We start from the raw sequence: 14,999 nt of genomic DNA on the forward strand, positions 1-14,999 counted from the left end.
GGTGGGTCCGGTGGCAGGGGTGTGAGCCGCATGGATGCGGCGACCAAGCCCCCATGGACGGGTTCACGGCGTCCCCTGCCATCGGACCCAGCCCGCCATCCCACGGATAGCCTGCTGTTGCTGTGGCTGTTGCCGTTGATTCGGCAGGTGCAGGGCGCAGCCCTGCCGCACTCCCCTCTTCCAACATGTGAAGGCCGCGCGGTGACGAGCACACCGCCCCTTCGGCTAACATTCGTCCATGCCGCATACCACCACGACTCCGCCCGCATTGCAGGATGGCGACCTGCTGGCCGCCATCGACCTTGGCTCCAACAGTTTCCACATGGTCATCGCGCGCTACACGCTTGGCCAGCTGCGGGTGATTGACCGCCTGCGCGAGACCGTGCGGATGGCCGATGGGCTGGACGGCAAGGGCGGCCTCTCCGCAGCGGCCCGCCAGCGCGCGCTGGAGTGCCTGGCGCGCTTCGGCCAGCGCATCCGCAATGTGCCGCCGCACCGGGTACGCGCACTGGCCACCAACACGGTGCGCCAGCTGCGCTCGCCGCAGTCGTTCCTGGTCCCGGCCGAAACCGCACTGGGGCATGCCATCGAAGTGGTCAGCGGCCGCGAAGAAGCCCGCCTGATCTACCTGGGCGTGGCCCATGCGCAACCGCCCAAGCCCGGCCAGCGCCGGCTGGTGATCGACATCGGCGGCGGCTCCACCGAGTTCATCATCGGCATGGGCATGCAGACCCTGGAGCGTGAAAGCCTGCAGGCCGGCTGCATCGCCAGCACGCGGCGCTTTTTCCCGGGCGGCAAGCTGAGCAAGAAGCGCTGGAAGGACGCGCTGGCCGAGATCGGCCGCGAGTTCCAGCCCTTCGCCAGCAAGTACCGTGCGCTGGGCTGGCAGGAAGCACTGGGCTCGTCAGGCACGCACAAGGCGATCAGCGAGATCTGCGCGACGATGAAGCTGAGCAAGGGCGCGATCACCGCCGAAGCCCTGCCGCAGCTGCGCGATGAACTGCTGAAGGCCAAGAAGATCGACGATATCCAGTTGCCGGGCCTGTCCAGCGACCGCCGCCCGATCATCGCCGGCGGCATCCTGGTGCTGGAAGCCGCGTTCCAGGCGCTGGGCCTGCAGAAGCTGCTGGTCAGCAAGGCCGCGATGCGCGAAGGCATCCTGTATGACATCGTCGGCCGCGCCGGCGAGAACGACCTGCGCGATGAATCGGTGGCTGCACTCAGCCAGCGCTACGGCATCGATACCGTGCAGGCCGAGCGCGTGCAGGAGACCGCGCTCTCGCTGCTGGAACAGGTGCAGGAACGCTGGCGGCTCGACGCCGACGATGCGCGCATGCTCGGTTGGGCCGCACGCCTGCACGAGCTGGGCCTGATGATCGCGCACAGCGGCTACCACGTGCATGGCAGCTATGTGCTGGAACATTCGGACATTGCCGGCTTCTCGCGCCAGGAGCAGCAGATGCTGGCGGCGCTGGTGCGCAGCCACCGCCGCAGCGTGGCCAAGACCGCCTTCGACGCCCTGCCCGAACGCCTGCTGCTGACCGCGCGCCGGCTCGCGGCGCTGCTGCGGCTGGCGGTGCTGCTCAACCGCGCCCACGAGGATGCCCCGCTGCCGGCGCTGGAACTGACCGCCGACGATAACCGGCTGTCGCTGATCGTGCCGCAGGCGTTCATCGATGCCCGTCCGCTGCTCCGCGCCGACCTGATCGGCGAGACCGACGGCATCGCCGGGCTGGGCATCCAGTTCCGCCCGTTCGTCGCCTGAATACGCTGCCCCGTGCCTTGCACGGGACCGCTCAAGTGACGCACTTCGCTGTCCCACTTTGCGCAGTCTGGCGGTTTTTTGTGCTGCTTCGCAACACGACGGCACCGTATCGCGTCCCGGACCTCTCACGTAAGCGCCTGCTTTTGTTCACGTTTCGTGAAGGAAGAAGGTGCCTCGTGACATAAATTGATACGAACTCTTTACAGAGCATTAACTAACGAGACTACTATCGGGTCACCGGCTCGGTCATCAACCCAGCTGGCTCCTTCGACGCCCACTTTGGCGTCTTGTGCACGACCTGAGAGAGAGAGCTCGCCATGACTTCACGCACCACCGCACTGGGGCAGGCCATCCGCTATGCCCTGGTTACCACCGCAACGCTGGCCGCCCTGCCCGCGTTCGCCCAGGACGGCAGCAACGCTACGCCCACCAACCTCGACCGCATCGAGATCACCGGCTCGCGCATCCGCCAGGTGGACGTGGAAACCGCCCAGCCGGTGTTCGCGATCAGCCGCAACGACATCGAAAAGCAGGGCTTCAGCTCGGTTGCCGACATCCTGCAGAACGTCACCGCGATGGGCAGCCCGACCATCAGCCGCGCCAATGCGCTGACCGCGGGTGAAAACGCGGGTGGCACCTACATCGACATGCGCAACCTGGGCACCCAGCGCACGCTGGTGCTGGTCAACGGCAAGCGCCTGGGCATCAGCACGTCCGGCTACCAGGACATCTCCACCCTGCCGGTGTCCGCCGTGGAACGCATCGAGGTGCTGAAGGACGGCGCCTCTGCGATCTATGGCTCCGACGCCATGGCCGGCGTGGTGAACATCATCACCCGCTCCAATGTTACCGGCGTGACCGCCAACGTCTACCACGGCCAGTACAGCCAGGGCGACGGCGCGCGTGACCGCTTCGACGTGGTCGCCGGCTGGAGCAACGATCGCCTGTCGCTGACCCTGTCGGCCGAGCACGCCGAAGAGAAGGGCGTGTGGGCGCGCGATCGCGGCTTCAGCAAGTACGGCATGACCGATCGTCATCCGTACGACAGCAGCAACTGGACCACGATCAGCCAGTACGGCCAGTTCACCGGTCTGCGCGGCCCGGGCTGTACCGCCACTGCGGGTTGCGGCTACTCCCTCAACCGCGGCGCGGATCCGACCAATCCGGCCAACTACCACCTCACCGATAGCACGCCGTTCACCGGTGACGTGAGCAACGCCAACGACCAGATGCACGTGATGTATCCGGTCAAGCGTGACTCGGTCTATTTCGACGGCCGCTTCAAGATCACCGACAACGTCAACTTCCGTACCGAGCTGGGCTACAACCAGCGTGAGTCCACCCGCCAGATCGCGGGCTATCCGCTGCAGTCGAGCACCGCCGGTGTCGGCTCGATGTCGATCAACAGCTACTTCAATCCGTTCGGCCGCCAGCACGGTTACGCCACCCCGACCGCCGTGGCATGGAACCGCCGCACCTGGGAGGTGCCGCGCGTGACCACCAGCGAGCTGAAGACCTACCGCGCGGTGGCGTCGTTCGACGGTTCGTTCGAGATCGGCAGCCGCTACTTCGACTGGGAAGTGGGCTACCAGTACAACCGCAATGAACTGGAATCGGTGGCGACCGGCAACCTGCACAAGGCTCGCGTCGCCGGCGGCGTCGGCCCGTCGTTCTACAACGCCGCCACCGGCAAGGTGCAGTGCGGCACCGCCGCTGCACCGATCTCCTATGACGTGTGCAAGCCGTGGAACCCGCTGGTGCCGTACGGCACGACGGCGGCCGATGGCCTGTACGGCAACGAAGAACTGCAGGCGTGGCTGTTCCCGGAAGAGATCACCAAGGGCCGCACCACCTCCAAGAACTTCTTTGCCAACATCGCCGGCAGCATCGTGACCCTGCCGGCCGGCGACCTGGGCTTCGCGTTCGGCGTGGAAAGCCGCAAGGAAGAAGGCAAGTACACCCCGGATGCCCTGGCCCAGACCGGCGCGACCACCAACCTGGCCGCTGGCCCGACCGGCGGTGACTACACCGTCAACGAAGCCTACCTGGAAGTGAACGTTCCCGTGCTGGCTGATCTGCCGGGCGCGAAGGAACTGACCTTCAACGGCGCAACCCGCTTCTCGGACTACAACACCTTCGGCAACACGCTCAACAGCAAGTTCGGCTTCAAGTGGAAGCCGATCGACTCGCTGATGGTGCGTGGCACCTGGGCCGAGGGCTTCCGTGCACCGACCATCAGCGACCTGTTCGGCGGTGGTTCGGAGACCTTCGCGCAGTTCAGCGATCCGTGCGACACCCGCTTCGGTTCCTCGGCCTCCAGCGCGGAAGTCCGTGCACGTTGCGCACGCGACATCGCCAATGCGAATACCTTCCGCCAGCTGCGCCAGGGTGGCACCCCGGTGAACACGTCGACGGACGCGACGCCGGTGCCGTTCACCTCCGGGTCGAACCCGCTGCTGACGCCGGAAACCTCGACCAGCAAGACGCTGGGCCTGGTCTGGAGCCCGAGCTTCATCCAGGGCTTCAACGCCTCGCTGGACTGGTGGAAGATCCGCATCGACAACACGATCATCGCTGACACGCCGACCCAGATCCTGCAGGACTGCTACGAGTCGGGTATCCAAGCGCGCTGCTCGCGCTTCCAGCGTGACCCGGTGACCGGCATCGTGACCAACCTGAAGTTCGGCAACCGCAACGCGGGCTTCATGGAAACCGAAGGCTACGACCTGGACGTGAGCTACCGTCTGGACACCCGGTTCGGCAAGTTCAACGTGAACTCGGCCACCACCTACGTGTCCAGCGCGACCTACCGCACCTCCAACGACAACTCGATCGTCCCGATCGTCACCAACGGCATCGGCAGCGCCTTCCGCGTCCGTTCCAACCTGGTGCTGGGCTACGAGCGGGGCAACTTCGGCGCGAGCTGGACCGCGCGTTACTATTCGGGCGTGAAGGAAACCTGCTCGAACATCGCGCTGTACCCGGACGAGTGCTCGGATCCGGGCGTGTACGCACCGTGGTACAAGGGCGCACGCAACTACAACGAGCGCGGCGCGGTCACCTTCCACGACGTGCAGGTGCGTTACTCGCTGCCGTGGGATGCCACCGTGTCGGTCGGTGCCAACAACGTGTTCGAGAAGTACGGCCCGGTCATGTACAGCAAGCCGAACTCGGCCTTCTCGTACTACGGTGGCTACGATATCGGCCGCTTCATCTACATGAAGTACCAGCAGCGCTTCTGATCCATCGCGCTGTAACGGAAGCATGACGACCACGGCCCTTCGGGGCCGTGGTTTTTTATGGGCCGCAGCGCCCATGCGGTGGCCGGCGCCGCCGTCATCTGATGGTCGCAAAGCGGTCATGTCGGCTACATCGCCAGGCCCGAGCATTCCCGAAACCGGGAGGCCCGCCATGCGCTATGCCATCGTCACCGAGACCTATCCGCCGGAAGTGAACGGCGTCGCTCTCACCGTACAGGGCCTGGAGCAGGGTCTGCGTGCAGCCGGCCACGAGATCGACCTGGTCCGCCCCCGCCAGTCCAGCGAAGCGCTGGATTCGGCACCCGGCACCTTGCTGGTTCCCGGCGCTGCCCTGCCGCGCTACCCCGGACTGCGCTTCGGCCTGCCGGCTCCGATCCGGCTGGGCCGCCATTGGCAGAAACAACGCCCGGATGCGGTGTACATCGCCACCGAAGGACCGCTGGGCTGGTCGGCACTGCGCACCGCGCGCCGCCTCGGCATTCCGGTCGCCAGCGGTTTCCACACGCGCTTCGACGAATACCTGCCCGACTACGGCGTGGCGTGGCTGCAGGCCGCGGCCATGCGCTGGATGCGCCGTTTCCACAACCAGGCCGACGCCACCCTGGTGCCGACCCGCGAGCTGCAGCAGTTCCTCGGCGAACAGGGCTTCGAGCGCGTGCGCCTGCTGGCCCGCGCGGTGGACAGCCAGCAGTTCGATCCGGGCCGGCGCGATCCCGCGCTGCGCGAGGAATGGGGCGTGGATGGCAACGGCCTGGTGGCGATCTATGTCGGCCGCATTGCCGCCGAAAAGAACCTCGGCCTGGCCGTGAAAGCCTTCCGTCGGTTGCAGCAGATCCGACCGAAGGCCCGCTTCGTGTGGGTGGGTGATGGCCCGGCCCGCGAAAAACTGGCGCATGAAAACCCCGACTTCATCTTCTGCGGCATCCAGCGCGGCGATGCGCTGGCCCGGCACTTCGCCAGCGGCGATCTGTTCCTGTTCCCCAGCCGCAGCGAGACGTTCGGCAACGTGACTCTGGAAAGCATGGCCAGCGGTGTGGCTACCGTGGCCTTCGACTACGGCGCCGCGCGCGAGTACCTGCGCAATGGCGAGAACGGCGCAGCCGTGGACAGCGACGAGCAGTTCATCGATGCCGCCGTGCGACTGGCCGCCGATGACGCGCAACGCCGCGAACTGGGCGGCAATGCCGCACGCGCGATGAAGCGACTGCATCCACAGCAGGTGGTGGCCGAGTTCGATGCACTGCTGGCCGAACTGGCACAGTCGCGGAGGAACGGCCATGCGCACTACGCCGCTTGAGCTGCTGGCCGGGCGCGAAGCACGCTGGTGCCGGCGCGCAAACCACTACTGCCGGCGGCGCCGCGTGCGTCGCCTGTTCGCGGTCATCAGCCGGCTCGGCGATGGCGTGTTCTGGTACGTGCTGATGGCCGCGCTGGTGATGCTGGACGGCTTCGACGGCCTGCGCGCCTCGGTGCACATGGCCGCCACGGGCCTGGCCGCGCTGCTGCTGTACAAGGGCCTCAAGCGCTGGACCCGGCGCCCGCGGCCCTACGCGGCCGACCTGCGCATCCGCGCCTGGGTGGCGCCGCTGGACGAGTTCAGTTTCCCTTCCGGGCACACCCTGCACGCGGTGTCGTTCACCATCGTGGCACTGGCCTACTATCCATGGCTGGCGCCGCTGCTGGTGCCGTTCACCTGTGGCGTTGCGCTGTCGCGGGTGGTCCTGGGCCTGCACTATCCTTCCGATGTGCTGGCCGCCACCGCCATCGCCATCGTGCTGGCCTCGGCCAGCCTGACCTGGTTGCCACTGCCGGTGTAAACCGGGGTCAGATCCCTGTTCCCCCGGTAAGGGATCTGAGCCCACGATGCCAGCGGCGCTACCGTCCTCCTTGATGGCCTAGAATGCGGCCATGACCACGCTGTTCATTTCCGACCTGCACCTGGACCCCAGCCGTCCGGAGATCACCGACCTGTTCCTGCGCTTCCTGCGCGAGCAGGCGCCCGGCGCCGATGCGCTGTACATCCTCGGCGACCTGTTCGAAGCCTGGATCGGCGACGACACCCCCTCGCCCGCCGCCGATGCGGTGGCCGACGCGCTGAAGGTGCTGTCCGACAGCGGCGTGCCGGTGTACTTCATCCGTGGCAACCGCGACTTCCTGCTTGGCGAGGATTACGCACGCCGCGCCGGCCTGCGCATCCTGCCCGACCCCTGCGTGATCGAGCTGTACGGCCGCCCGGTGCTGCTGCAGCACGGTGACCTGCTGTGCACCGATGACATCCCCTACCAGCAGTTCCGCGCGCAGACGCGCGACCCGGCGTTCCAGGCGCAGTTCCTGTCGCAGCCGCTGGCCGCACGCATCGCCTTCGCGCAGAAGGCGCGCGAAGCCAGCCAGGCCCGCCAGTCGGAAATGAAGCAGGGCGATCGCGCGCAGTTCGAGACTGTCACCGACGTGGCCCCGTCCGAAGTCGATGCCACCTTCGTGCGCCACGGCGTGGACACGATGATCCATGGCCATACCCACCGCCCGGCCATCCACACGCTGCAGGCCGGCGGCCGCGACCGCACCCGCATCGTGCTCGGCGACTGGTACGAACAGGGTTCGGTGCTGCGCGTGGACGCCCATGGCTGGTCGCTGGATACCCTGCCCCGCGGGTAATTCCCGCCGGCAGGAAATCCGCGGCCGCACAAGGCGGCCGCGGACCGTGCGGACTCAGCGGAAGGCCGCGATGGTGGCCTTGGTGTTGACCAGCACGCGCTGGTTGTCGGCGGTACTGGCATTGCCCATCGGGATGCCGTTGTAGCTGATGTTCGGGTTGGACCAGTAGTTCAGGCGCGGGCAGCTGCGGGTGCAGTTGTAGGCCATGATCGTGCGCCAGCCGGTGCCGGTGGCCGGCTCGTAGCGGTAGCCATGCCCATAGGCATAGGGCGAGGTGCTGGAGTCGGTGGCGATGTCATGCCGTGCACTCTGCAGGTGGCCGATCTCGTGCGCGAACGAGTAGTAGCCGGTCGCGCAATCCCAGTACACCGCCGCGAACGCGGTCGATGCCGTCGAGCCGATGCCGGAGGCCAGCCCGCAGTAGGCCGTGTTGTTGATCAGCAGCACGCCCACGTCGGCGGCGGTGTTGTTGCGGCTGGTATGGATGCTGTCCATGTAACCGTCGCTGGTGCCGCGGAAGCGCGCCAGGTCGGTATCGAAGCTGCCCGACTCGGTGTAGCTGGTGGTCTCGTAGCCGGCCAGCTGCATGGTGATGCCGACGTTGCTGTTGACATAGCCCTGGTTGGACTCGGCCACCGCCAGCTGCACCAGTGACTGCATGTTGCCGCCGTAGGCGGTGACGGCGGCATTGGTCGCCACCACCAGCACGCGGATGGTGGCCGGCGTGCCCGACGACGCCTGCGCGATGCCGATGCGATCGTTGTTGCCCATCGGGATCTTCGGCAGCTGGTTGTAGTCGGCCGGATGGTCGGCCGGCATCCGCGATTCATCCACTTCCACCAGCACGTGGCGGTTGCCCAGCGGGCGCAGGCGGTACAGCTTGCCGTCCTTGCGGATCGAACCGGTGATGGTGTTGCCCGAGCGCACCAGGATCAGCGAATTGCCGGGATCGTCCTGCCCGGTGGACGTCGCTGCGGTCAGCTTGTCCGAGGGCGAACGGAACTGGCCATACCAGATGCTGCCGCCGTCGGGCAGCGCCTCGACCTTGCTGCGTACCGCCTGCACGCGCTGGCCGAGCAGTTCGAATTCCAGCTGCGGCTGTGCAGTCGCGGCTGCATCAACGCGCACTTCCTGTACCGTCGCGGTGGACGGGGTGGCCAGCAGCTTTCCCAGCGCCGGCTCACTGCTTGCCGATGCCCGGCTGATGACCGTCACCGGCTCGAACAACGGTGCCGCCTGCGCGGCCGCTGCGACCGACAAACCCAACACCAGGCCACCTGCCGCTTTACCAATCGATCTGGACAACATTGCGTCGCTCCTTGAATGATGTGAACAGCGTTGATGCAGCACGACCCGGTTTGCCGGGTTTGGCCATATGGCCTGCGCGGGTCGCGTGAATTCAATAGGCGCGAGGAATGAAAGTCAGGATTTGTGATCCACCGCAGCTGCGTTCAGTCAGGTCAAAAGCGTCACTACACTTCGCCAATACACCGCTTTCGCGCTACCGTGACGCGGCCACCACGGGAAATACACATGGCACCCTCGCAGGACACGGACGAAGATGTCGGCTTGCTGCGGATCGGCCTGTTCTTCGATGGCACCCGCAACAACGCACACAACCTGGCGCGTGGCCGACCACGGCCGCCCCAGCCGCGCCCGGCGCAGCTGCGCGCGGATGACGATTCGACCTACCAGAGCCGGCTGACCAGCAGCTACGACAACGGGCCGACCAACATCGCGCGCCTGCAGCAGCTGTACCCGGACAGCCGCACCGGCACCTCCGCTTCTCCCTCGTTGTCGATCTACGTCGAAGGTGTCGGCACCCGCGATGACGCCGACGACGATCTGATCGGACTGGCGTTCGGCATCGGCGCCAGCGGTGTGCGTGCCAAAGTGCAGCGTGCACTGCAGGTGCTGCTGCCGGCTGCGCTGAGCGCGCTCGCGGCACGCTGGCGGCAGCCGCTGCGACGCGTGCAGCTGGATCTGTTCGGCTTCTCGCGGGGTGCAGCGGCCGCACGTGACGTTGCCAACCAGGTGCAGGCCTGGGATGGCGCGCACTGGCGCCAGCTGCTGCAGGGCGCCGGCCTGGCGTGCACTGTGGACTTCGATCGCGCCGATCCGGTGCTGCGCTTCATCGGCCTGTTCGACACCGTGGTGGCGGTCAACGGCGGGCGTGCCGATGAACAGCCCCGCGTCGCGCTGCGGCCCGGCGTTGCCAGGCAGGTGCTTCAGCTGTGTGCGCGCGACGAGCACCGCCAGCACTATCCGCTCACCAGCGTCGCGCCGCCCTTTGCCGAGATCGCGCTGCCTGGCGTGCACGCCAACATCGGCGGCGGCTACAACCAGCTCGACGAAGGGCCCAAACTGCTCAGCCGTCCGCGCCGGCAGATGCTGCGCCGCGCGGGCGTGGCCGACTACCAGACGCCACCGCTGGCGGTCCTGCAGGCGACCACCGCCTACGCCGAGGCACAGGCCGACGCCGAGCGCTGGCGGCAGCAGCTGGGCGTGGACGAAAAGGAAGTGTGGGTGGATGTCTGGCACCAGTGGCAGCAGCAGCGGCGCGCCGGCAGCCGCAGCGTGCTGCTGTCACCGGTGCTGTACGTGACGGCCGCCGTGGTACTGCGGCGGCGCATCGACTGGCGCTACCAGCTGATCGCGCTCCAGGTGATGCAGCAGCATGCCATCGATGCCGGCGTGACCTGGCGCGCCAGCGCTGCCGAGGTTCCCGGCTGGGAACTGCCGTCGGCCCTGCAACCGATCGCACGGCGGCTGGTGGCCGGCCAGGCGTTGACCCAGCCCCAGGAGGCACTGTTGCGGCGACGCTACCTGATGCAGTCGGCGCACTGGAATTTCGACGCGCTGGGCGACACCGCCCTGACCTATGCCGCCGACGCCGGTGTCAGCGAGCTGCCGTACCGGCCCGGCCCCGGCCTGTTCTACATCAACCGGCCCACCGTGGATGGCAAGCGCGTGGTGCTGCCCAACGCATGAAAAAGGGGACGGAGGGGATTAAGTCGTTTGTGCCACAAACGACTTAATCCCCTCCGTCCCCTTTTCTTCAACCGGCCTGTTCGACCAGGTTGGCCAGCTCATCGGCGTCGAAGCCGGCCAGCAGGCGCGCTTCGATGTTGAACGGCCCGTGCAGGTAGCCGCCGGCGTATTCCACCAGCAGCGCCTTGAACCGTGCGCGCGGTTCAACGCCGGCGCGGTCGCAGTACCAGCGGTACCAGCGCGAACCGGCGGCAACATGCGCCACTTCCTCGCGCAGGATCACTTCCAGTACGTCGGCGGTTTCGCCATCACCGACGTTGCGCAGCTTCTCGATCATGCCCGGGGTGACGTCCAGGCCGCGTGCTTCCAGCACGCGCGGGACCAGCGCCATGCGCGCCAGGCCGTCATGCGCGGTCTTTTCACACATTTCCCACAGGCCGTTGTGCGCGGGGAAATCAGCGTAGTCGTGGCCGTGCGCCTGCAGGCGCTCGCGCAGCAGCATGAAGTGCCGTGATTCGTCGTCGGCACAGCTGACCCAGTCGGCATGGAACGCCGGCGGCAGGCCGCGGAAGCGGTACACCGCGTCCCAGGCCAGGTCGATCGCATTGAGTTCGATGTGGGCGATGGCGTGGATGAAGGCCGCTCGCCCTTCCACGCCGCCCAGTCCGCGCCGCGGCACGTCGCGCGGATGCACCAGCACCAGCTGCGCCGGCCGGCCGGGCATGCGGATCGGTTCCGGCGGCGGCGCATCGGCGGCCACCTTCAGGCGGCCGGCACGGAACGCGGCGGCATAGGCCTGGGTCAGCGCGACCTTGCGCAGCGGGTCGGCCTCGGCCAGGCACTGCTGCGCCGCGCGCAGCAGGTCACCTCCGGCATCGGGCACCGCGACCACGCCTGGACCTCAGGCGCGGCGCTTGTGCTTGGCGTCGTCCGAACGCAGCTGCTGGATGCGCTCGAAGTAGCCTGGCTCGATACCGGTCGGGTAGTGGCCGTTGAAGCAGGACGAATCGAAACTGCGCAGCGCCGGGTTGCCCTCGCTCACCGCCGCTTCCATGTCCTCGATGTCCTGGTAGATCAGCCAGTCGCAGCCCAGGTGGGCTTCGATCTCTTCCACGCTGCGGTTGTGCGCGACCAGCTCTTCAGCCGCCGGCATGTCGATGCCGTAGATGTTGGGATAGCGCACCGGCGGTGCCGCGCTGGCCAGATAGACCTTGCGCGCGCCGGCATCACGGGCCATCTGCACGATCTGCTGGCTGGTGGTGCCACGCACGATCGAGTCGTCCACCAGCAGCACCACGCGGTTGCGGAACTCCAGGTGGATCGGGTTGAGCTTGCGGCGCACCGACTTCACGCGTTCCCCCTGCCCCGGCATGATGAAGGTGCGGCCGATGTAGCGGTTCTTGATGAAGCCTTCGCGGTACTTCACCCCGAGCACGTTGGAAATCTCCAGCGCGGCGTCGCGCGAGGTATCCGGGATCGGAATGATGGTGTCGATGTCGTGGTCCGGGCGCAGGCGCAGGATCTTCTCGCCGAGCTTGATGCCCATGCGCATGCGCGCCTTGTGCACCGAGACGTTGTCGATCATCGAGTCCGGGCGCGCGAAGTACACGTACTCGAAGATGCACGGAGTGTGCTCGACCGGCTCGGCGCAGATCTCCGAGAACAGCTCGCCGCGTGCAGTGATCACCAGCGCTTCGCCCGGCTGCACGTCGCGCACGCGCTGGAAGCCCAGCACGTCCAGCGCCGCCGACTCGGACGCCACGATGTACTCGTCGCCCTCGGCATGGCTGCGCTTGCCCAGCACCAGCGGACGGATGCCATGCGGGTCGCGGAAGGCCACCAGGCCCAGGCCCAGCACCACGCTGACCACCGCATAGCCGCCCTTGCAGCGCCGATGCACGCCGGCCACCGCGCGGATCGCGGCTTCCGGGCTGAGCTGGCGCTGCTGCTCCAGTTCGTAGGCGAACACGTTCAGCAGCACTTCGCTGTCCGAATCGGTGTTGACGTTGCGGCGGTCCTGTTCGAACACCTGCTGGCGCAGCGCCTCGGTGTTGATCAGGTTGCCGTTGTGGGCCAGCGCGATGCCGTACGGCGAATTGACGTAGAACGGCTGTGCCTCGTCCATGCCTTCCGAGCCCGCGGTCGGGTAACGCACGTGGGCGATGCCGACGCTGCCTTCCAGAGTGGACATGGTGCGGGCGTCGAACACATCGCGGACCAGCCCGGTGGCCTTCTGCACGCGCAGGCGGCTGCCACTGGCGGTGGCGATGCCCGCCGCGTCCTGGCCGCGGTGCTGGAGAACGGTCAAGCCGTCATACAACTGCCCGGCGACGTTCTGGTTGCCGACGATTCCGACGATGCCACACATGGTGCGAGGTCTCCGCTGGGCTGTGCCCAGTTACAAGGAAGGTGGCCGTACCTGGCCGCGGTGGTCGCCGCGCCTGCGGTCGACGTTGGCCGGATCGCCCGGCTCGATACTGTCCGGCAGTGCTGGGGCGTCCGGGCGCACTTCGGCCGGATCGTATGCATCGCCCTGTTCCGCTTTCGCGGGCCGCAGCCATCCGCCGCCCGCCACTACCTGGTTGAGGATGCCATTATCGCCTGCCTCGCCCGGCTTTCCCAACCCGGCGCCCGCGTTCTTCCCCAACTCCATCAGTGCAGATGGGGACAGCATGTCGGTGGGCAAGGCCTTGGGCAGCATATCGGCGCCGGGCACCTGCCAGTGCGGCAGCTTGCCGTTCATCCAGGCCACCGCCGGATTCAGCACCGGGCGTACCGCCGAACGCTTCCAGGACGGCTCGGCGGTCAGCGGCGTGAAACCCGCCAGCAGTACCAGGATCGCCGCGATCAGGCCGCCGCGCACGGCGCCCAGCACGCCGCCCAGCAGGCGGTCCAGGCTGGTCAGCATGCTGCGGTGGATCATCGCCTTGATGACCATGCCGATCACCGCGACCACGATCATCACGCCGATGCCCACGCCCAGGTAGCCGCCGACGAAGTGCTCGCCGCCGGGCGCGGCCGGGGCCGCCCACCAGCGCGCGGCGTCGTTGCCGAAGGCGAAGGCCGCCCATGCAGCCAGCAGCCACGACAGCGTGCCGATGACGATGCCAACAAAGCCGCGCAGCATCCCCAACAGGGTCGAGGCGGCGATCACGATCAGCAGCACCACGTCGATCATGGCGCCCCGCTCCTTCGGCGGCGCTGGCAACGGGCCTGCGCGTCGGTCATGGGTGCGGTCGGACCATGCCGGCGACGCCGACCTTGGCAGCGACCTGCGCCTTCAGCTGTTCGGCATCCGCGCGGTTGGCCACCGGACCCACGCGGACGCGATGCAGGGTGCCCTTTTCGGTGCGCACCTGCTCGACGAACGCACTGAAGCCGGCGGCACGGACCTTGTCGCGCAGCGCAGCGGCATCGCTGGCCTGGCCGAACGCGCCCAGCTGCACGGCGAAGCCGACGCCACTGGCCGCCGGTGCGGCCGGCGTGGCCGGCGCCGTGGCCGGCTTGCTGGCGGTGGCCTCCGGCTTCGGTTCCGGCTTGGCCTCAGGCTTCGGGGCCTCAGGCTTCGGCGCCGGCTTGGCCGGCTCCGGCTTGGTGGCCGGCGGCGTAGTCACGGTCGCCGTGCTCGGCGGCAGGCTTTCGCTGCGCACCGGGTTGCTGGTGGCCGACGGGCTGGTCGCTGCGGCCGGTGTGCTGGCCGCCGGTGCCGGTGTGGCAGCGACCGCGGCACTGTTGCCTGCGGCCGCATCCAGCGTGATGACTTCGGCCTTCACGTCGGCGCGGATCTTCACTGCCTGCAGGCGGGCGGCCTCGGCCTGGGCACGGTCGGCATACGGCCCGACGCGCACGCGCCACGCCTGGCGCCCGCTGATGGTGGTCGCTTCTGCGAAGCCCGGCAGCTGCGAGCGCTGCAGGTAGGCGATCACCGCATCGGCGTCGGCCTTGCTGCCGTATGCGCCAAAGGTGACCGCGAAGTTGCCCGCGGCAACGGCCGGGGAGGTGTCCACGGTCGGCGGCGTGGCCGGCGCGGCCGCTTCCTGCAGTGGCTTGGCCTGTCCGGTCTGCAGTCCGGTGGCGCCACCGGCCGGGGCGACCAGCGGCAGCTCGCGGGTCTCGAACTGGCCATCGGCCGGCGCATCCGGCGCGGCGATCGGCACCGAGGCCACGCCACTGTCCGGTGCCGGACCCTTGACCAGCATCGGCAGGAAAATCACGGCCAGCGCCACCAGCACGATGGCACCAATCAGACGCTGTTTCAGAGGCGTATCCACGTGAGGCAGGCAACGGTCCGGAGATTGCCGTCGATTATACGGGTGCCGGACCGGCCG

11 protein-coding genes are annotated in these 14,999 nt (G+C 67.7%); 6 read left to right on the top strand and 5 right to left on the bottom strand.

The features are described 5' to 3' along the window. The first annotated feature begins 238 nt into the window (after window positions 1-238). From ppx to lpxH, 5 genes are all read left to right on the top strand, one after another. Window positions 239-1,765: an exopolyphosphatase gene (gene ppx / locus AC5P9C_RS18610; RefSeq protein ID WP_049468166.1), complete on the top strand. Its 1,527-nt coding sequence runs from the start codon at window positions 239-241 to the stop codon at window positions 1,763-1,765. 317 nt (window positions 1,766-2,082) lie between these two features. Next, complete coding sequence (locus tag AC5P9C_RS18615; protein ID WP_053462269.1) at window positions 2,083-5,007, top strand: TonB-dependent receptor domain-containing protein; 2,925 nt, start codon at window positions 2,083-2,085, stop codon at window positions 5,005-5,007. A gap of 169 nt (window positions 5,008-5,176) precedes the next feature. Continuing rightward, window positions 5,177-6,322 carry a glycosyltransferase family 4 protein gene (locus AC5P9C_RS18620; protein ID WP_049468169.1) on the top strand — a complete coding sequence of 382 codons (1,146 nt, stop codon included), beginning with the start codon at window positions 5,177-5,179 and terminating at the stop codon, window positions 6,320-6,322. After that, window positions 6,303-6,842 (top strand): phosphatase PAP2 family protein, encoded by a 540-nt coding sequence (locus AC5P9C_RS18625; protein WP_049468171.1) that lies wholly within the window; start codon window positions 6,303-6,305, stop codon window positions 6,840-6,842. The genes AC5P9C_RS18620 and AC5P9C_RS18625 overlap by 20 nt, the downstream gene beginning before the upstream one ends. A 91-nt stretch (window positions 6,843-6,933) precedes the next feature. Continuing rightward, the gene (gene lpxH, locus AC5P9C_RS18630) at window positions 6,934-7,680 is read left to right on the top strand and encodes a UDP-2,3-diacylglucosamine diphosphatase (protein WP_049468174.1); all 747 of its coding nucleotides are present in this window, start codon (window positions 6,934-6,936) and stop codon (window positions 7,678-7,680) included. Between the two features lie 54 nt (window positions 7,681-7,734). Here lpxH and AC5P9C_RS18635 read toward each other — a convergent pair whose 3' ends face one another. Beyond that, complete coding sequence (locus AC5P9C_RS18635) at window positions 7,735-8,988, bottom strand: zinc-dependent metalloprotease (protein WP_049468176.1); 1,254 nt, start codon at window positions 8,986-8,988, stop codon at window positions 7,735-7,737. 225 nt (window positions 8,989-9,213) lie between these two features. Here AC5P9C_RS18635 and AC5P9C_RS18640 point away from each other — a divergent pair, with 225 nt between their 5' ends. Further along, window positions 9,214-10,671 carry a T6SS phospholipase effector Tle1-like catalytic domain-containing protein gene (locus AC5P9C_RS18640; RefSeq protein ID WP_154330112.1) on the top strand — a complete coding sequence of 486 codons (1,458 nt, stop codon included), beginning with the start codon at window positions 9,214-9,216 and terminating at the stop codon, window positions 10,669-10,671. 67 nt (window positions 10,672-10,738) lie between these two features. Here the strand turns inward: AC5P9C_RS18640 and AC5P9C_RS18645 are convergent, their stop codons facing one another. From AC5P9C_RS18645 to AC5P9C_RS18660, 4 genes are read right to left on the bottom strand one after another with little or no spacing between them, the layout of a single operon-like run. Beyond that, the gene (locus AC5P9C_RS18645) at window positions 10,739-11,563 is read right to left on the bottom strand and encodes a ferritin-like domain-containing protein (RefSeq protein WP_329851599.1); all 825 of its coding nucleotides are present in this window, start codon (window positions 11,561-11,563) and stop codon (window positions 10,739-10,741) included. A 9-nt stretch (window positions 11,564-11,572) separates the two neighbouring features. Beyond that, a complete protein-coding gene (gene purF, locus AC5P9C_RS18650) occupies window positions 11,573-13,039 on the bottom strand; it encodes an amidophosphoribosyltransferase (protein WP_049465904.1) in 1,467 nt (488 codons plus the stop codon). A gap of 30 nt (window positions 13,040-13,069) precedes the next feature. Next, a complete protein-coding gene (locus tag AC5P9C_RS18655; RefSeq protein WP_057495134.1) occupies window positions 13,070-13,849 on the bottom strand; it encodes a CvpA family protein in 780 nt (259 codons plus the stop codon). 46 nt (window positions 13,850-13,895) lie between these two features. Continuing rightward, complete coding sequence (locus AC5P9C_RS18660) at window positions 13,896-14,942, bottom strand: SPOR domain-containing protein (RefSeq protein WP_049465901.1); 1,047 nt, start codon at window positions 14,940-14,942, stop codon at window positions 13,896-13,898. Window positions 14,943-14,999 lie beyond the last annotated feature (57 nt).

This window comes from Stenotrophomonas sp. YJH_SMC_10 (assembly GCF_059371555.1).